Raw genomic sequence first — 18,172 nt, forward strand, 5'->3', positions numbered from 1 at the left:
TGGCGAAGGCAGCGAAGGCCGCGAATCCGGCCAGCCGCGCCAGCAGCACAACCATCAGGGGGGCGGCCAGAACCAGGGCCAGAACCCATACAACCAGAATGGCCAGCAGGGCCAGGGGCAGGGCAACCGCCGCGACCGCTTCCGCAACCGCCGCGACCGTGACCGTGACCGCAACAACCGCTTCCGCGACGAGGGCATGCCCAACGACGGTGGCGAGCAGCAGCCGTTCGTGCCGCGCCCGCACGCCAACGTGCCCGAGGGCTTCCCGGTCTATTCGCTGAGCGACCTCAAGCGCATGCCGGCACAGAAGCTGCTGGAAATCGCCGAGCAGCTGCAGATCTCCGAAGGCGTGGCCCGCGCCCGCAAGCAGGATGTGATCTTCGCCCTGCTGAAGGTGCTGACCCGCCACGGCGATGGCGTTGCCGCCGACGGTGTGCTGGAAATCCTGCCGGATGGCTTTGGCTTCCTGCGCGCGGCCGAAGCCAGCTACCTGGCCGGCCCGGACGACACCTACATCTCGCCCAGCCAGATCCGCCGCTTCAACCTGCGCACCGGCGACCACATCTCCGGCCGCATCCGCTTCCCGAAGGACGGCGAGCGCTACTTCGCGCTGAACATCGTCGACACCATCAACGGCGAGCCGATCGAAGCGTCGAAGAACAAGGTGCTGTTCGAGAACCTGACCGCGCTGTTCCCGCGCCGCCGCTTCACCCTGGAGCGTGGCAACGGTTCGTCGGAAGACATCACCGGCCGCATCCTCGACCTGATGGCGCCGCAGGGCAAGGGCCAGCGCTCGCTCATCGTGTCGCAGCCGAAGGCCGGCAAGACGATGATGATGCAGCAGGTCGCCACCGCCATCACCACCAACCACCCGGACGTGCACCTGATCGTGCTGCTGATCGACGAGCGCCCGGAAGAAGTGACCGAAATGCAGCGCACCGTGCGCGGCGAGGTCATCAGCTCGACCTTCGACGAGCCGGCCGCGCGCCACGTGCAGGTGGCCGAAATGGTCATCGAGCGCGCCAAGCGCCTGGTCGAGCACAAGAAGGACGTGGTGATCCTGCTCGACTCGATCACCCGCCTTGCCCGCGCCTACAACAACGTGGTGCCGAGCTCGGGCAAGGTGCTGACCGGTGGTGTGGACGCCAACGCCCTGCACCGCCCGAAGCGCTTCTTCGGTGCCGCGCGCAACGTGGAAGAAGGCGGCAGCCTGACCATCATCGCCACCGCGCTGGTGGACACCGGTTCGAAGATGGACGAGGTGATCTACGAAGAGTTCAAGGGCACCGGCAACAGCGAAGTGCACCTGAGCCGTCGTATTGCTGAAAAGCGCGTGTTCCCGGCCATCGACATCAACCGTTCCGGCACCCGCCGCGAAGACCTGCTGATCGAGCCGGAACTGCTGCAGAAGATCTGGATCCTGCGCAAGCTGCTGCATCCGATGGACGAAATGGCCGCGATGGAATTCCTGCTCGACAAGATGAAGAACACCAAGTCCAACGACGAGTTCTTCGGTTCGATGAAGCGCTGATCCGGCGTTGCATCGGAAGAAGCCTGCCGCTCGCTGCGGCAGGTTTTTTTTTGCCTGCAGGGCGACCTGTTTCACTTTGCCGCCGCCGACTTTTGGCGATAATTCGCCCTATACCCTGCCCGGCCCCAAGGGCGTGGCCACCGATTCCCGCTGTCGCCCCTTCCGGAGAACCGGTCGGGTCCAGCCTCCTGCCGGATCCGTCGACGCATGCGAACGCTGTCTCCCCGCCTCAACCTGGGCAAGCTGATCCTCGCCCTGGCCCTGCTCAGCGCCATCATCGCCCTGGCCAATACCCTGCTGGCCAGCTACCGGGTGCAGCGCGACCAGCTGGTCGGCAATACCCTGGAAGCCAACCGCGTCTATGCCACCAAGCTGGCCGAGACCACCCAGAACTTCCTGCTGGCCGCGCAGCAGGAGTTGGCGTATGCGGCCACCCGGCTGGGCCAGAGCAATCTCGATCCGGCACAGGCGCAGGACGAAGCCAGCCGCCTGCAGTTGCAGACCAACAGCTTCAATTCCTCGCTGGTGGTCGATGCCGATGGCCTGGTGATCGCCACCTCGCCACAGACCCTGCAGTTGCAGGGCGAGATCCTGCACAGCGTCGGCAACAACGCGGCACTGGCCGCGCGCCAGCCGATGATCAGTGACCCGTACCAGTCGGCCACCGGCAAGCTGCTGGTCTCGCTGTCGCACCCGATCTTCGACCGCCAGGGCCGCTATCGCGGCTACGTCAGCGGCACCCTCTACCTGCGCCAGCGCAGTGCGCTGCACACGCTGCTGGGCAAGCACTACTACCGCGACGGCTCGTATCTGTACGTGGTGGACCGCCATGGCCGCCTGCTGTACCACGCCGATGGCAAGCGGGTGGGCGACTACGTGGTCGGCAACCCGGCGGTGAAGGCAGTCGTGCGCGGTGAACGCGGTGCGCAGCAGGTCCGCAACAACCTGGGCGTGTCGATGCTGGCCGGCTATGCGCCGGTACCGGCCACCGGCTGGGGCATCGTCGCCCAGCGGCCGACCGAGGCCACGCTGCAGCCATTGTCGCGGTTGATGACCGCGGTGATCTGGAACGCGATCCCGCTCGGCCTGCTGTCACTGCTGGTCACCTGGTGGTTCGCCCGCCGCATCTCGCTGCCACTGTGGCAGCTCGCACGCAACGTGCAGGGCGGCGAAGACACCGGCAATGCGATCAGCCACGTCAGCGGCATCCGCGCGTGGTACTTCGAGGTCGCCCAACTCAAGCAGGCAGTGCTGCACAGCTTCAATGCCCTGCAGGACCGTATCGGTACGCTCAACCGTGCCAGCCGTACCGACCCGCTGACCGGCCTGCTCAACCGCCGCGGCCTGCAGCAGGCGCTGGACGCGCTGCAGGTGCAGGGCATCCCGTTCGCGATCCTGGCGCTGGACATCGACCGCTTCAAGTCGATCAACGACAGCCATGGCCACGACGTCGGCGACGCCGCCATCGTCCACATCGCCGACCAGATGCGCCGCTATTCGCGCGACAGCGACATCCTCTGCCGCGCCGGCGGCGAGGAATTCCTGCTGCTGCTGCCGGGCATCAGTACCGACTCGGCCCGCCAGGCCGGTGAACGCCTGCGCCAGCACGTCGCCGATCATCCATTCGAACCGGTCGGCACCATCACAGTGTCGCTGGGCGTGGCTCACTTCCCCAGCTTCCATGTCGACGCCGAGCAGGCATTGCGGCTGGCCGACAAGGCGCTGTACATGGCCAAGGAACAAGGCCGCAACCGGGTGGTGATTTACCCTTACGCCGACTGACGCGGAGCCGGACCGGCCAGCTCCGCAAGGACCTCAGCTCTGTTGCAGCGGGGTCAGCAGGCGCAGGCCGCGCTTGGCGCCGTCCACCATGTAGACGCCGCCTTCCGGCAGCAGATCGCTGCCGGCCTGCTCGACCGGGTCGGCCTCGTGCCACGGCACGCTCTGCCGCGGCCCCGGAATGAAAGCGCGCCAGCGGCCATAGCGCTCGGCAGCGGCATTGCGATCATCCGAGAACGCATAGTTGACCGGCACGCGTACCGACCAGAATTCCCGTGCGACGTCCTCACCGCTGCTTGGAGGAATGAAGGTCCACTTGCGGGCGGTGTTGATGCTGGCCTTGGCCAGCACATCGCGCAGCTTGGCCATGGTCCGCTCGGGCCCTGCCACGGTCATGTTGACCTGCTCGGCAATGACGTCGGCCACCGTGCCATCACGGGCGACCTTGATCATCAGGATCACATCGCCCTGACCACCGATCCTCATTGCCTCGTCCGGATACCGCGGCGGCGCCAGGCGATCCGCTGTCACCGAATCGGTGGCCTTCGGATCGTACTCGCTGAAATCCACGCTGGTCATGCTGACTTCGTAGTCGCCCTTGCCTGTGGACTTGCCACGCAGGCGAACGCGCAAAGGGGCCCTCGTGGCCACCGCCTGGCCATCGCGCAGCGTGGGCTCGAAGCGCCAGCCACCGATGGTGCCTTCGACGAAGGAGGCGATGCCCGGGGCGACCATGGCTTTCTGGTCCAGCACCAGCGAACTGACCGCGCCCTCCGGCGTGACCTCGATGTGACCGGACAGCACCATGCTCATTTCCGCAGTCGCACGTACAGCGCGTGCGGTCTGCGCAGTGGCGTCACCTGCAAGCAGGGGGGCGCCGGCACCGACGGCCAGCACGAGGGCGAGAAACAGTGGAGAACGCATCATTGCCGGATCCTTGGTGATGATCGTCGAGCGTACCTCAGCCCAAGCGCCCAGGACAGCCGGCTCAGGCCAGCCGGTGCGCGCCCGAATAGGGCGGCGTGTCCGGATAGTCACCTCGGCCGAAGCGTTCCTGCAGGCCCTGCCACCAGCCCGGGTCGAACAGATGCCGGTAGTGCTCGCGCACCGCTGCCAGCTCTGCAGCGGGCAGGCCCATGAACGGACCGAAGCGCTCGGGAAACACATCGCGCGGACCAACATGGAACCACGGCTCGTCGGACATCGCTTCCTCCGGCGTACGCGGCTGCGGCCAGGCGCGGAACACGCAGTCGCTGACCAGGCACAGCTCGTCGTAGTCGTAGAATACGGCCCGCCCATGCCGTGATACGCCGAAATTCTTCGGCAGCATGTCACCGGGGAAGATGTTGTTGCGCGCCATGTCGGTGATCGCCTGCGCATAGTCGAGCACCGCCGCCCGCACCGCCTCCGCGCCCTGCTCGCGCAGGTACAGATTCAAGGGACGAAAACGACGCTGCACATAGCACAGTGCGACTTCGACCTCATCGCCATCGATGCGTACGCTCTGCGCGCACTGCTGCAGCAGTTCATCCAGCAGGGCCGGCGCGAAGCGCTCGCGCGGGAAGCGCAGATGACGATACGGCTGTGCATCGAGCAGGCGGCCGACACGATCGAGGTTGAACACCAGCGCGTACTTCTCTTCCACCTGCTGTCGCGACATCGCCTTGGGCCAGGCGAAGCGGTCGCGGATCAGCTTGAACACCAGCGGGTAACTGGGCAGGGTAAACACCGCCATGACCATGCCCGGCGTGCCTTCGGCGGGGACCAGCCGCTCCTGCGGGTGCTCGCTGAAGTGGCGGAAGAAGGTGCGGTAGCGCTCGGTCTTGCCCTGCTTGGCGCGTCCCAGCACCGTGTAGATCTCATCGATGGGCTTGCCCGGCAGCAGGCTGCGCAGGAACACCACGGCATCGCCCACCGTGCCCAGGTCGGCCTGGAAGTAGCTGCGCGACACGCCAAACAGATGGGCGACATCACGACGCCGGGTGAGCACCGCATCGGCTCGCAGCCCGCGCTCATCGTTGACCAGCGCGATCACGCAGGGTGAGAAGCGGTGCTCGCCGAACACGCGGCCAACCAGGTAGGCGCGGCGCTCGCGGTAGAACACCGTGTCGAGCAGTTCAATGCTGCGCACCGGCGTGTCCCCCCAATGGGCGAGGTCGTCCTGCAGGCGCACGGCGATGGCCGCCGCGCAACGCAACTGGTGCGCGTAGGGAATGTCGAAGCGGTAGTCGGCCAGCACGCGTTGCAGGGCCTCCACCGGCCGCGTCGGCGAGACCGCGTAGGTATGCCGCGCGACGGGATGGGTGATCGCATCGGACGGCTCGACGTCGAAAGCGATGAATTCCAGCGCCGGGTCCACGCCGCGGGTAGCGAACAGGCGCCGCGCCAATGTGTTGTAGAACGTCTTGTACAGCTCGGCGTCAATCAGGCCCTGCAGCAGCGCGCTGTACCGCGCGTGTACCTGCAGCCACAGCGCACGCTCGCCGATCGCGTCACCGGCGAGCCGACGCAACGCATCCATCTGCTCGGCGATGCACAGGTCGTACAAGGCGATGCGCTCGACCGCATCCTGCCGCGCACCGGCCCAGTCGCGCTGCTCGAAGCGCTGCCGTGCCCGCGCGGTGATCGCCGCGAAACGGGCATGGTACTGCTCGAAACCGTCGCGGATGGCACCTGCGATACGCGGTGCCAGCTCGGCAGCGATGTCAGGCTTGGACATGCGTAGCTAACCCGGGGAGGACCGGCTTCACCATACGCTGGCGTGTGCGATGCCGTCGAGCGCGAAGGTAGTGCCGGCCGCTGGCTGGCAGCACCTGGACCGACGGTGGATCCATGCGGATGCCGGCCAGCGGCCGGCACTACCGTCTCAGATCGCGCTTCTTCGCCACCGGGCGCATGATGTGGTACGCCTTGCCCAGCGAGATCAGGATGTCCTCGATGCCGTCGTTGAGGTTCAGCGACGCGGCGGTCTTCATTTTGGCGCGGATCACTTCGGTGTTGCCAGCGGCCGCCACTTCCATGTCCATGCCGGCACCGGCCTCGCCCAGCAGCATGCCGCTTTCGTAGTCGACCAGCACCACGGCCTGCGCGCCGTCGATACCCATCAGTGCGTTCAACGCGACGACCGACGGATGTCACGGTTTTATCGCGCGGGATCAGATCCCTTTGCAGGGCAAAGGGATCTGACCCCCAAAAGCCCAAAAAAGAAACCCGCGCCGAAGCGCGGGTTCCAGTGTCACCACCGAACGGCGATGGATCAGCCGCGCAGCTGCTCCAGCGCGGCATTGAAGGTCGCGCTCGGGCGCATCGCCTTGCTGGCCTTGGCCACGTCCGGACGGTAGTAGCCGCCGATGTCCACGGCCTTGCCCTGCACCGCGATCAGCTCTTCGACGATCTTCTGCTCGTTGTCGGTCAGCGCCTTGGCCAGCGGGGCGAAGCGCGCCTTCAGGGCGGCGTCTTCGTCCTGCGCGGCCAGGGCCTGGGCCCAGTACAGCGCGATGTAGAAGTGGCTGCCGCGGTTGTCGATGCCGCCGAGCTTGCGCGACGGTGACTTGTCGTTGTCCAGGAACTGGCCGTTGGCTTCGTCCAGCGCCTTGGCCAGCACACGGGCAGCGGCGTTGTCGTAGCGGTTGCCCAGGTGTTCCAGCGACGCGGCCAGGGCCAGGAATTCACCCAGCGAATCCCAGCGCAGGTAGTCTTCCTCGACGAACTGCTGCACGTGCTTCGGAGCCGAACCACCGGCACCGGTCTCGAACAGGCCGCCACCGGCCATCAGCGGCACGATCGACAGCATCTTGGCGCTGGTGCCCAGCTCCATGATCGGGAACAGGTCGGTCAGGTAGTCACGCAGCACGTTGCCGGTCACCGAGATGGTGTCCTCGCCCTTGCGGATGCGGTCCAGCGAGAACGCGGTGGCTTCCACCGGCGGCAGGATGCGGATGTCCAGACCGGCAGTGTCGTGGTCCTTCAGGTACTGCTCGACCTTGGCGATGACCTGCGCGTCGTGGGCACGGGCGGCATCCAGCCAGAACACGGCCGGGGTGCTGCTCAGGCGGGCGCGCTCGACGGCCAGCTTCACCCAGTCCTGGATCGGCGCGTCCTTGGTCTGGCACATGCGCCAGATGTCACCGGCTTCGACGGCATGCTCGAACACCACGGTGCCAGCATCGTCGGTGACCTTGACCACGCCATCGGCGGCGATCTGGAAGGTCTTGTCGTGCGAGCCGTACTCCTCGGCCTTCTGCGCCATCAGGCCGACGTTCGGCACCGAACCCATGGTGGCCGGATCGAAGGCACCGTGCGCCTTGCAGTCGTCGATGACGGCCTGGTACACGCCGGCGTAGCAGCGGTCCGGAATGACGGCCTTGGTGTCCTGCAGCTTGCCTTCGGCATTCCACATCTTGCCGGAGTCGCGGATCATCGCCGGCATCGAGGCGTCGACGATGACGTCGCTCGGCACGTGCAGGTTGGTGATGCCCTTGTCCGAGTTGACCATGGCCAGCGCCGGGCGCTGCGCGTACTCGGCCTTCAGATCGGCTTCGATGGCGGCGCGGGTAGCCTCCGGCAGCGAAGGCAGGCGTGCGACCAGGTCACCGATGCCGTTGTTGGCATCGAAGCCGGCCTGCTTGATGGCGTCGGCGTGCTTGGCCAGCACATCCTTGTAGAACTCCTCGACGACCACGCCGAACATGATCGGGTCGGAGACCTTCATCATGGTCGCCTTCAAGTGCAGCGAGAACAGCACGCCCTGGGCCTTGGCATCGGCAATCTGCTCGCCGATGAACGCGGCCAGTGCCTTGCGGCTCATCACGGCGGCATCGACGATCTCGCCGGCCTTGACCGCGGTCTTTTCCTTCAGCACAGCGGTGCTGCCGTCATTGCCGTGGAAGGTGATCTTCAGCGAACCGGCGCTGGCCAGGGTGGCCGACTTCTCGCTGCCGTAGAAATCACCGGCGGCCATGTGCGCGACGTGCGACTTCGAATCCGACGCCCAGGCGCCCATGCGGTGCGGATGCTTGCGCGCGTAGTTCTTCACCGACAGCGGTGCGCGGCGGTCGGAGTTGCCTTCGCGCAGCACCGGGTTCACCGCACTGCCCTTGACCTTGTCGTAGCGCGCCTTGTAGTCGCGCTGCTGGTCGTCGGCCGGGGTTTCCGGGTAATCCGGCAGCGGATAGCCCTGGTCCTGCAGTTCCTTGATGGCCGCCTTCAACTGCGGCACCGAGGCGGAGATGTTCGGCAGCTTGATGATGTTGGCGTCCGGGGTGGTCGCCAGCTGGCCCAGCTCGGCCAGGTCGTCGCTGACCTTCTGCGCGTCACTGAGCAGTTCCGGGAACTGCGACAGGATGCGGCCGGACAGCGAGATGTCACGGGTTTCCACCACGATGCCGGCCGTACCGGTGTAGGCGTCAACGATCGGCAGCAGCGACTGGGTGGCCAGGAACGGGGCTTCGTCGGTCAGCGTGTAGAGAATCTTGGACATGGGGGACTTGGACTCTGTAGCAGTGCTCAGGGGAAGGCCGGCGCCAGCGCCGGGCCACGTGCAACCGTGTCGCGCGCGGGGCCGGGCCCCACGCTTTCCCCCGTCGCCGTCAGGGTGGGCGCGCGGCAGGGGAAACCCCTGCATTGTCGCGTTTTCAGCCGCGCGGGGCAAAGCCGCGCCATACGCGGCGGTACTGGACCGCTGTGTTTCGTCGTTGGCTCGCTTCCGGTCAGGAAGCTGGGGCTTGATGGCTAGTTCGACTTCTCGCTCGTTGAGGCACGCATGACCCACTCCGACAATCGCTGCCCCCACTCGGCACGCCTTGGACAGGTCAACGTCTGTGCGCGCTTGCTTTGCTGGAAGTTGCAGACACGGAATCCCCCGACGACGGCGGCCAGGCTGGCGAGTTCATCCGCCGTCGCTGCAGAACCTCGGATGTGCAGCGAGCCGGCGCCAGACGATCCGGGCCGAACGTAGACGTCGTACCGGGTGGAAGGTCCTTCCGACCTTACGTATCCCGACACGGCATATCCGCCGTCCGTGAAACGCAGATCCGGCGTGCTTCCTGCAGGCTTTTCGGGGGCGTCGCCCTCGTAGATCAGGGCGACTTCCTTACTATCGTGCCTGATAAGGTGCAGACCAGAGTCAACAGGTGCCTCGTAGGTCACAGACATTCCTGTCGGCACCCGCACACAGGCGCCGTATAGGAAGTGGTCGCAACTGTAGCTCCAGAGATTCGCAGGTCCCATTGCGAGTGTGAGCGCAATCCAGCTGAGCATCCTGTCCCCCGATCTGTCCGTGGTCCGTTCAGCGTATCCCGCTAGGCCCCAAAGCGGACATCGCCCAACAAAAAAGGACGCAGCCTCGCGGCTGCGTCCATCGTGAGCCCTGCCGGGAGAGAGTCGGCAGGACTTACTTGACCTCGAACTCCTGCGGCGTTCCGGCCGCCTTGCCATCGACGGTGACCTCGGCGCGGTACTTGCCGGCCGGCCAGCCCTTTGCATTCTTGAACGTGACGTTGGTGGTTTCCGCACCACTGGTGTTCAGGGTGGCGGTCTGTTCGCCGGCCACCTGGCCGTCCTGATAGGTCAGCTTCGCGCCAACGTTGACATTGTTTGCCGCACCGTCGGTCTTGACCGAGACGATGATGTCGTCCTTCGGTGCGAACAGAGCCGTCGTCGCAACCGACTTGTCGGCGGCGGCGGTCTTTCCGACCGTGACCGACGAGACACTGACGGCAGCGGCTTCGGCCATCGGCGGCGGCGCGCCGGTCATCGGGGCCGGTGCTGCCGGTTCGGCCGGAGCGGTCGCTGCCGGAGCGGCATTGTTGTCGGTCGACTCTTCTTTCTTCTTGCAACCGACCAGGGCGACGCTGCCCAGCAGGGCGGCGATCAGGGCGGTCTGGAGCGGGGTGGTCTTGATCATTCGGGGTTCCTCCCAGGGATTGTCGGACGGCGTTCTGGCCGGCTTACTTCGGCGGCAGTTTCAGGGTCTGGCCCGGGAAGATCTTGTCCGGGTCATCAAGCACATCGCGGTTGGCTTCGAAGATCTTCTTCCAGGCATTGGCGTCGCCCAGATGCTGCTTGGCGATCTTCGACAGCGAGTCACCCTTCTGCACGGTATAGGTGCCGCCGCTGACAACGTCTGCGGTGCTGTCCACCGAAGCGCTGACGCCGGAGAAGTCCGCCTTCGGCACCTGCTCGGCGGTACTGTCGACACTGCCACTGACGCCGGAGAAATCGGCTTTCTTCTCGGTACTCATCCACAACTCCCGTCTGCATGACTACGTGATTGGCACGGTGCCATGGCGGTTGTTAAATGGGGATGGTGCAGATGTGAAGCCGCCCCCGGGGGCGGCTGAACAATCGGGGGAATGGACACCCGGTAGTGCCGGCCGCTGGCCGGCTGTGCCACGGGATCCGGCCTTGGCCGATTGCCGGCCAGCGGCCGGCACTACCGGTAACCGCCTGCGGCGATTACTGCCGCAGCTCGCGGTAGGTCGCGGCCGGGGCGACGATGCCCGGGCTGGCACGCCAGGGGTTGATGTCCAGGCCACCACGGCGGGTGTAGCGGGCCTCAACCTCCAGCCAGTGCGGCTGGCAGCGCGCGGACACCTCGCTGAAGATCCGCTCGACGCACTGCTCGTGGAACTCGGCATGCTCGCGGTAGCTGACCAGATAGCGCAGCAGGCCCGTGCGGTCGATCTTCGGCCCGCGGTAACGCAGGCTGACCGTGGCCCAGTCCGGCTGGCCGGTGACCGGGCAGTTGGACTTCAGCAGCGCCGAGACCAGAGTCTCCTCCACCACCTCGCCCGCATCGGCGGCGAGGAAGTCCGCCTGCGGCGGGCCGTAGCAGTCGATCTCTACGTCCAGCCCGTCGATGGATTCGCCAAGCGGCGTCTCTTGCAGCTCCGGCAGGCCGAACTCCACCTGGACCGGCGCACCGGCGCAGGCCGACAGATCCGCCACGATGCGCGCGCGCAGCGCCTCGGCGCTGTCGATGCGGGTGCTGTTGAGGGAGTTCAGGTACAGCTTGAACGACTTCGATTCGATCAACCGCGGCGAGGTGCAGGGCACCTGGACGGTGGCCACGGCCACCTGCGGCTTGCCGCGCGGGTCGAGCCAGCTCAGTTCGAACGCATGCCAGCGGTCGTGGCCGACGAACGGCAGCGCAGCGTCATCGAGGCCGATCTCGGCGCGGGCGCCGCTGCGGGGGATGGGAAACAGCAGGCCGGGATCGTACTGCGACGGGTAACTGACCTCGCGACCGAGGCTGGAATCCTGTGGGGTGTTCATGGAGGTCATTGTATCGCGCGGACGGCAGGCCTTCGGCCGGGCCGGCCAACGGCGGAGCCCCTCCGTGGTGGGGTGGCTGCCGAATGCCTGGGTTGGCCGGGAGGGTGGGTTGGCTGGGGGACGCCGTGAATACGTCCATGTAGGCTCGGTCGCCGCATCCATGCGGCTCACGCCCCCAGCCAACCCACCCTCCCGACCACGGATAATTTCCCGCGCCACCACGGGAAAGATCAGGAAAATCAAAATCAGAATCCGATCCTTCAGACGTTCATGACGTCCGCCGTGTCGACCAAGGTCGACACCTACCAACAGCCGCGTGAACCTGTCGGGGGTGGGGCGGTGTGGGTCTGCAGGACCGTTGGCGCCATGGATGGCGCCATCGAGCCCCCATGGACGGGTTTACGGCGTGTCCTGCAGGCCCACACCGCCCCGCCCAACCAGCAGAAATCCAGCACCGTTTTTGCCGTTGACGTTGCCGTTGCTTCGGCGGGTGCAGGGCTGCAAGCCCTGCCGGCACCCCTCACCCCGCAGGAGTGCCGGTACCGTGCAGGTAATCCAGGCTCACCTGCAGCAGCGCACGCAGACCCACATCCAGCGCCTTCTCATCCAGCAGGAACTTCGGGGAGTGGTTCGCCGGCGCCGTCGCCGGGTCGATGCCCACGCTGGTGGAACCAACGAAGAAGAACATCCCCGGCACTTCCTTCGCGTACAGCGAGAAATCCTCCGCGCCCATCTGCAGCGGTGGCTCGTAGACGTTGTCCTTGCCCACCACCGCCTGCAGGCTCGGCAGCATCTTCGCGGTCAGCGCCGGGTCGTTCACCGTGGCCGGGTTGCCCTCCGATTCGTAGATGTCGGTCACCGCCTTGGCACCGTGCGCGGCGGCCGTGTGCTCGGCCACGTTGCGCAGGTCGGCGAAGATCTGCTGGCGCATCCCTTCGTCGAAGGTGCGGATGGTGCCGACCATCTCCACTTCATCGGGAATGATGTTGTAGCGGATGCCGCCGTTGATTGCGCCGAAGGTCAGCACCGCCGGTTGCTTGGACAGGTTGGCACGGCGGCTGACGATGGTCTGCGCGGTGCCGACCAGATCGGCGGTGGCGACGATCGGGTCAACACCGTTCCACGGTGCCGAGCCATGCGTCTGGCGCCCGATCACTTTGATGCCGAAACGGTCCGAGGCGGCCATCAACGGGCCACCGCGCACCGCGATCTGGCCGGCCTGCACGCTGGAGAACACATGCAGGCCAAACACCGCCTCCGGCTTGAAATCGGCGAACAGCCCTTCCTTCAGCATGAGTGCGGCACCGCCCTCTTCCGGCGGCGGCGCGCCCTCCTCGGCCGGCTGGAAGATCAGCATCACCTGGCCCGGCAGGTCCTTCTTCATCGACACCAGTGCTTCGGCCACGCCGAGCAGCGTCGCGGTGTGCGCGTCGTGGCCACAGGCATGCATCACGCCCACGGTCTGCCCGCGGTACTGGTCAGTGGCCTTGGAAGCGAACGGCAGGCCGGTCTGCTCGGTCACCGGCAGCGCGTCCATGTCCGCGCGCAATGCGATCTTCGGGCCCGGCTTGCCGCCTTCGATGATCGCCACCACGCCGTGGTGGGCGATGCCGGTCTTCGGCTTCAAGCCCATCGCACGCAGGCGCTTGGCGACCTCGGCCGAGGTGCGCACCTCGCGGTTGGACAGTTCCGGGTGCTGATGGAAGTCGCGGCGCCATTCAACCACCTTGGCCTGCAGGCGCTGGGCAGCGGCGGTCACTTCGGGGCGTTGCCCGTCCTGGGCGTGGGCAACGGCCGGCAGGGCCAGCAGCAGGGCGGACAGCAGCAGCGAACGGCGCATCGCAATCTCCACAGCAAGAGGGGTCCAGCTGAATGTAGGGCAACACCGCCGCCACGGGAACCTCCGCGGCCGGATCCGGTCTTAGCGCCCGTCCCATCCGTCATGCAGGAAACGTGATGTGGCACAGGTATGCTTTGCGCATTGCCCCCGGGTCGCGCCCGGTCCAGCCCTTTTGGAGTCCTCGTAATGTCACGTGTTTGGAAGATCGTGCTGCTGGTCGTGGCAGTGCTGGTGCTGGCCGTGGTCGGCCTGCGGGTCATCGGCGGCGGCAAGGACGAGGCTGGAAAACCCGCTGCGGGCGCGCGCCAGGGCGGCGAAGACCCGGATGCGGGCCCGGTGCCGGTGACCGTGGTCGATGCCACCCGCCAGGACGTACCGGTGTACGCCAGCGCGCTGGGCACGGTGACCGCAATGAATACCGTTACGGTCAGCCCGCAGGTCGGCGGCCAGCTGATGAGCCTGAATTTCCGCGAAGGCCAGGAAGTGAAGCAGGGTGATGTGCTGGCGGTGATCGATCCGCGCACTGCCCAGGCCAGCTATGACCAAGCCGCGGCAGCCAAGCGCCAGAACGAAGCCCTGCTGGCCACCGCGCGCTCCAACTACCAGCGCTCCAACGCGCCGGAATACCGCCAGTACGTCGCCAAGACCGATCTGGATACACAGCGAAACCAAGTGGCACAGTACGAAAGCGCAGTCGCTGCGAACGAGGCCAGCATGCGCTCGGCGCAGGTGCAGCTGCAGTACACCCGGGTCACTGCGCCGATCTCCGGCATCGCCGGCATCCGCGCGGTCGATGCGGGCAACGTGGTCAACGCCGGCACCGCGCTGGTCACGCTGACCCAGATCCATCCGATCCACGTGCTGTTCAACCTGCCCGAGCGCCAGCTGGGTGATGTGCGCCAGGCACAGGCCGCCGGCACGGTGCCGGTGGCCGCGCTGGACCGCGCCGACTCGCATGTTCTGTCCGGCGACGGCAAGCTGGACGTGGTCGACAACCTGATCAGTGCGGACAGCGGCACGTTCAAGGCACGTGCGGTCTTCGACAACACCGACAATGGCCTGTGGCCGGGCCAGTTCGTCAACGTGCGCATGCAGCTGCGCACGATCGCCGGTGGCGTGGTCATCCCGACCCAGGCGGTGCTGCGTGGCCCGGATGGCGAATACGTCTATGTCGTGCAGGGCGACAACACGGTGAAGATGCAGACCGTGCGCAGCGGCGTGGAAGTGGGCGACAGCCAGGTGCAGATTGCCGAAGGCCTGAAGGGCGGCGAGCGGGTGGTCAGTGAAGGCCAGTTCCGCCTGAAGCCGGGCAGCAAGGTCACCGCACTGAAGCCGGGCCAGACCCCGGCCGCACCGACCGAGGCCGAGCTGAAGGCGGCCGAGCAGAAGAACGGTGGCGGCGGTGGCCGTCGCGGTGGTGGCCCGCGCTGAGCGCAGGCGACTGTTCTCCCTCGCGCCGGCATGCTCGTCGGCGCCGACATTGAAGTGCCAGCAAGGATCAGTCCGTGGGCTTTTCGACGATCTTCATCCGCCGCCCGATCGCCACCTCGCTGTTGATGGCGGGCCTGTTGCTGCTGGGCATCCTCGGCTACCGCAAGCTGCCGGTGTCGGCGCTGCCGGAAATCGATGCGCCCAGCCTGGTGGTCACCACCCAGTACCCCGGCGCCAACGCCACCACCATGGCCTCGCTGGTCACCACGCCGCTGGAGCGCCAGTTCGGGCAGATCTCCGGGCTGGAGCTGATGACCTCCGACTCGTCGGCCGGGTTGTCCACGATCATCCTGCAGTTCTCGATGGACCGGAACATCGACATCGCCGCGCAGGACGTACAGGCGGCGATACGCCAGGCCACCCTGCCCTCGTCGCTGCCCTACCAGCCGGTCTACAACCGGGTGAACCCGGCTGACGCGGCCATCGTTACCTTGAAACTGACGTCTGACACGCGTCCGCTGCGCGATGTCAACAACTACGCCGACTCCATCCTGGCCCAGCGCTTGTCGCAGGTGCAGGGCGTCGGCCTGGTCTCGATTGCCGGCAACGTGCGCCCGGCCGTGCGCATCCAGGTCAATCCGGCGCAGCTGTCGAACATGGGCCTGACCCTGGAACAGCTGCGCAGCGCGCTCACCCAGGCCAACGTCAATGCGCCCAAGGGCTCGTTGAACGGCAAGACCCAGTCCTACAGCATCGGCACCAACGACCAGCTGGCCAGCGCCGCCGAGTACCGCGACACCATCATCAGCTACAAGAACGGCCGCCCGGTGCGGCTGTCGGACGTGGCCGAGGTGGTCGATGGCGTGGAGAACGACCAGCTCGCCGCCTGGGCCGATGGCAAGCCGGCGGTGCTGCTGGAAGTGCGGCGCCAGCCCGGTGCCAACATCGTGCAGACAGTCGAGCGCATCCGCGCGATCCTGCCGCAGCTGCAGGGCGTGCTGCCAGCCGACGTGCACCTGGAGATCTTCAACGACCGTACCGAGACCATCCGCGCCTCGGTGCACGAAGTGCAGTTCACCCTGATCCTCACCATCGGCCTGGTGGTGGCGGTGATCTTCGTGTTCCTGCGCCGGTTGTGGGCCACGATCATTCCCTCGGTGGCGGTACCGCTCTCGCTGGCCGGCACTTTCGCGGTGATGGCCTTTGCCGGCATGTCGCTGGACAACCTCTCGCTGATGGCGCTGGTGGTGGCCACCGGTTTCGTGGTCGACGATGCGATCGTGATGATCGAGAACATCGTGCGGTATATCGAACAGGGCAAGAGTGGCAAGGAAGCGGCCGAGATCGGCGCACGCCAGATCGGCTTCACCGTGCTGTCGCTGACGGTCTCGCTGGTGGCGGTGTTCCTGCCGCTGCTGCTGATGCCTGGCGTCACCGGCCGCCTGTTCCACGAGTTCGCCTGGGTGCTGAGCATCGCGGTGGTGCTGTCGATGCTGATCTCGCTGACGCTCACCCCGATGATGTGTGCCTACCTGCTCAAGCCCGATGCCCTGCCCGAGGGCGAGGACGCGCATGAGCGCGCGGCAGCGGCCGGCAAGCAGAACCTGTGGACGCGCACCGTCGGCCTGTACGAGCACAGCCTGGACTGGGTGCTGGGCCACCAGCGCCTGACCCTGGCTGTGGCCGGTGGCGCGCTGGTACTGACCGTGCTGCTGTACGTGCTGATTCCCAAGGGGCTGCTGCCCGAGCAGGACACCGGCCTGATCACCGGCGTGGTGCAGGCCGACCAGAACATCGCCTTCCCGCAGATGGAGCAGCGCACCAGGCAGGTGGCCGAAGCGCTGCGCCAGGATCCGGACGTGACCGGCGTGTCGGCCTTCATCGGCGCCGGCAGCATGAACCCCACGCTCAACCAGGGCCAGCTGTCGATCGTGCTGAAGGAACGCGGCGAGCGCGATGGCCTGGAGGAGATCCTGCCGCGCCTGCAGAAGGCAGTGGCCGGCATTCCGGGGGTGGCGCTGTACCTGAAGCCGGTGCAGGACGTAACCCTGGATACCCGTGTGGCCGCCACCGAGTACCAGTACTCGCTGTCGGACGTGGATTCGGCGACGGTGGCGACCCAGGCCACGCGCCTGACCGAAGCGCTGCGCAAGCGCCCGGAACTGGCCGACGTGGACAACAACCTGTCCAACCAGGGCCGCGCCCTGGAGCTGAACATCGACCGCGACAAGGCCAGCGTGCTGGGCGTGCCGATGCAGACCATCGACGACACGCTCTACGATGCGTTCGGCCAGCGCCAGATCTCGACCATCTTCACCGAGCTCAACCAGTATCGCGTGGTGCTGGAAGTGGCACCGGAGTTCCGCACCAGCACCGCGCTGATGGAACAGCTGGCGGTCGCCTCCAACGGCGCCGGCGCATTGACCGGCACCAATGCCACCAGCTTCGGCCAGGTCACCTCCTCCAACTCGTCCACCGCCACCGGCATCGGCGCGCAGAACACCGGCATCACGGTCGGCGCCGGCAACATCATTCCGCTGTCGGCGCTGGCCGAAGGCAAGGTGAGCAGCGCACCGCTGGTGGTCAGCCACCAGCAGCAGCTGCCGGCGGTGACGGTGTCGTTCAACGTGGCGCCGGGCTATTCGCTGTCCGAAGCGGTGCGAGCGATCCAGGAGACCAAGGACAGCCTGGACATGCCGGCACACCTGCATGCCGAATTCATCGGCAAGGCAGCCGAGTTCACCGGCAGCCAGACCGATGTGGTGTGGCTGCTGCTGGCCTCGCTGGTGGTGATCTACATCGTGCTGGGCGTGCTCTACGAGAGCTACATCCACCCGATCACGATCATCTCCACCCTGCCGCCGGCCGGTGTCGGCGCGCTGCTGGCGCTGATGCTGTGCGGGCTGAGCCTGTCGGTGGATGGCATCGTCGGCATCGTGCTGCTGATCGGCATCGTCAAGAAGAACGGCATCATGATGGTCGACTTCGCGATCGAGGCGCGCCGCGCCGGTGCCAACGCGCATGAAGCGATCCGTCGCGCCTGCCTGCTGCGCTTCCGCCCGATCATGATGACCACCGCTGCGGCAATGCTCGGCGCGCTGCCGCTGGCGCTGGGCACCGGCATCGGCTCGGAACTGCGCCGCCCGCTGGGTATCGCCATCGTCGGCGGCCTGCTGCTGTCGCAGCTGGTCACGCTGTACACCACGCCGGTGATCTACCTGTACATGGAGCGCTTCTCCGAGTGGCTGGCGCGCCGCCGCGAACAGCGCGCGCTGCGCAATGGTTCGCTGCAGGAGCCGCAGGCATGATCCACGCCC

The 18,172-nt window shown here is 66.5% G+C and carries 11 protein-coding genes and 1 pseudogene; 4 read left to right on the forward strand and 8 right to left on the reverse strand.

Annotated elements, in window-relative coordinates; genetic code table 11:
• Together rho and N5C25_RS11140 are read left to right on the forward strand one after the other, a co-directional pair.
• On the forward strand, positions 1-1,531 hold a 1,531-nt coding region (rho, locus tag N5C25_RS11135; RefSeq protein ID WP_279936942.1), incomplete at its 5' end, for a transcription termination factor Rho.
• Between the two features lie 207 nt (positions 1,532-1,738).
• Positions 1,739-3,313, forward strand: coding sequence for a sensor domain-containing diguanylate cyclase (locus N5C25_RS11140; RefSeq protein WP_058978843.1), 1,575 nt, complete (start codon positions 1,739-1,741; stop codon positions 3,311-3,313).
• A gap of 33 nt (positions 3,314-3,346) precedes the next feature.
• On the opposite strand, the gene N5C25_RS11145 is transcribed toward N5C25_RS11140, so the two are convergent.
• From N5C25_RS11145 to N5C25_RS11180, 8 genes and pseudogenes are all read right to left on the reverse strand, one after another.
• Positions 3,347-4,237 carry an energy transducer TonB gene (locus N5C25_RS11145; RefSeq protein WP_058978846.1) on the reverse strand — a complete coding sequence of 297 codons (891 nt, stop codon included), beginning with the start codon at positions 4,235-4,237 and terminating at the stop codon, positions 3,347-3,349.
• 61 nt (positions 4,238-4,298) lie between these two features.
• Complete coding sequence (gene aceK, locus N5C25_RS11150; protein WP_058978848.1) at positions 4,299-6,029, reverse strand: bifunctional isocitrate dehydrogenase kinase/phosphatase; 1,731 nt, start codon at positions 6,027-6,029, stop codon at positions 4,299-4,301.
• Positions 6,030-6,183: 154 nt separating this feature from the next.
• Positions 6,184-6,414: pseudogene (locus N5C25_RS11155) on the reverse strand (hypothetical protein); the annotation flags it as partial.
• Between the two features lie 152 nt (positions 6,415-6,566).
• Entirely contained in the window at positions 6,567-8,789 is a 2,223-nt protein-coding gene (locus N5C25_RS11160; RefSeq protein WP_279936943.1) for an NADP-dependent isocitrate dehydrogenase, read from the reverse strand.
• 912 nt (positions 8,790-9,701) lie between these two features.
• Entirely contained in the window at positions 9,702-10,214 is a 513-nt protein-coding gene (locus N5C25_RS11165) for a hypothetical protein (RefSeq protein WP_019660848.1), read from the reverse strand.
• A gap of 43 nt (positions 10,215-10,257) precedes the next feature.
• Positions 10,258-10,551, reverse strand: a complete 294-nt coding sequence (locus N5C25_RS11170; protein WP_005419771.1) for a LysM peptidoglycan-binding domain-containing protein — start codon at positions 10,549-10,551, stop codon at positions 10,258-10,260.
• A 214-nt stretch (positions 10,552-10,765) separates the two neighbouring features.
• Entirely contained in the window at positions 10,766-11,584 is an 819-nt protein-coding gene (gene queF / locus N5C25_RS11175) for an NADPH-dependent 7-cyano-7-deazaguanine reductase QueF (protein WP_279936944.1), read from the reverse strand.
• Positions 11,585-12,104: 520 nt separating this feature from the next.
• Positions 12,105-13,424 (reverse strand): M20 family metallopeptidase, encoded by a 1,320-nt coding sequence (locus tag N5C25_RS11180; protein ID WP_251101973.1) that lies wholly within the window; start codon positions 13,422-13,424, stop codon positions 12,105-12,107.
• Positions 13,425-13,610: 186 nt separating this feature from the next.
• On the opposite strand from N5C25_RS11180, the gene N5C25_RS11185 reads away from it, so the two are divergent.
• The gene (locus N5C25_RS11185; protein WP_019661485.1) at positions 13,611-14,855 is read left to right on the forward strand and encodes an efflux RND transporter periplasmic adaptor subunit; all 1,245 of its coding nucleotides are present in this window, start codon (positions 13,611-13,613) and stop codon (positions 14,853-14,855) included.
• A 74-nt stretch (positions 14,856-14,929) separates the two neighbouring features.
• Positions 14,930-18,163, forward strand: a complete 3,234-nt coding sequence (locus N5C25_RS11190) for an efflux RND transporter permease subunit (protein WP_279936945.1) — start codon at positions 14,930-14,932, stop codon at positions 18,161-18,163.
• Positions 18,164-18,172: the final 9 nt, after the last annotated feature.

Source organism: Stenotrophomonas sp. GD03958, from assembly GCF_029839005.1.
Lineage (GTDB): Bacteria > Pseudomonadota > Gammaproteobacteria > Xanthomonadales > Xanthomonadaceae > Stenotrophomonas > Stenotrophomonas hibiscicola.

Coding starts and splice junctions, on each gene's coding strand:
- N5C25_RS11140 (WP_058978843.1), top strand. CDS start 1,739: ATGCGAACGCTGTCTCCCCGCCTCAACCTGGGCAAGCTGATCCTCGCC.
- N5C25_RS11145 (WP_058978846.1), bottom strand. CDS start 4,237: ATGATGCGTTCTCCACTGTTTCTCGCCCTCGTGCTGGCCGTCGGTGCC.
- aceK (WP_058978848.1), bottom strand. CDS start 6,029: ATGTCCAAGCCTGACATCGCTGCCGAGCTGGCACCGCGTATCGCAGGT.
- N5C25_RS11160 (WP_279936943.1), bottom strand. CDS start 8,789: ATGTCCAAGATTCTCTACACGCTGACCGACGAAGCCCCGTTCCTGGCC.
- N5C25_RS11165 (WP_019660848.1), bottom strand. CDS start 10,214: ATGATCAAGACCACCCCGCTCCAGACCGCCCTGATCGCCGCCCTGCTG.
- N5C25_RS11170 (WP_005419771.1), bottom strand. CDS start 10,551: ATGAGTACCGAGAAGAAAGCCGATTTCTCCGGCGTCAGTGGCAGTGTC.
- queF (WP_279936944.1), bottom strand. CDS start 11,584: ATGAACACCCCACAGGATTCCAGCCTCGGTCGCGAGGTCAGTTACCCG.
- N5C25_RS11180 (WP_251101973.1), bottom strand. CDS start 13,424: ATGCGCCGTTCGCTGCTGCTGTCCGCCCTGCTGCTGGCCCTGCCGGCC.
- N5C25_RS11185 (WP_019661485.1), top strand. CDS start 13,611: ATGTCACGTGTTTGGAAGATCGTGCTGCTGGTCGTGGCAGTGCTGGTG.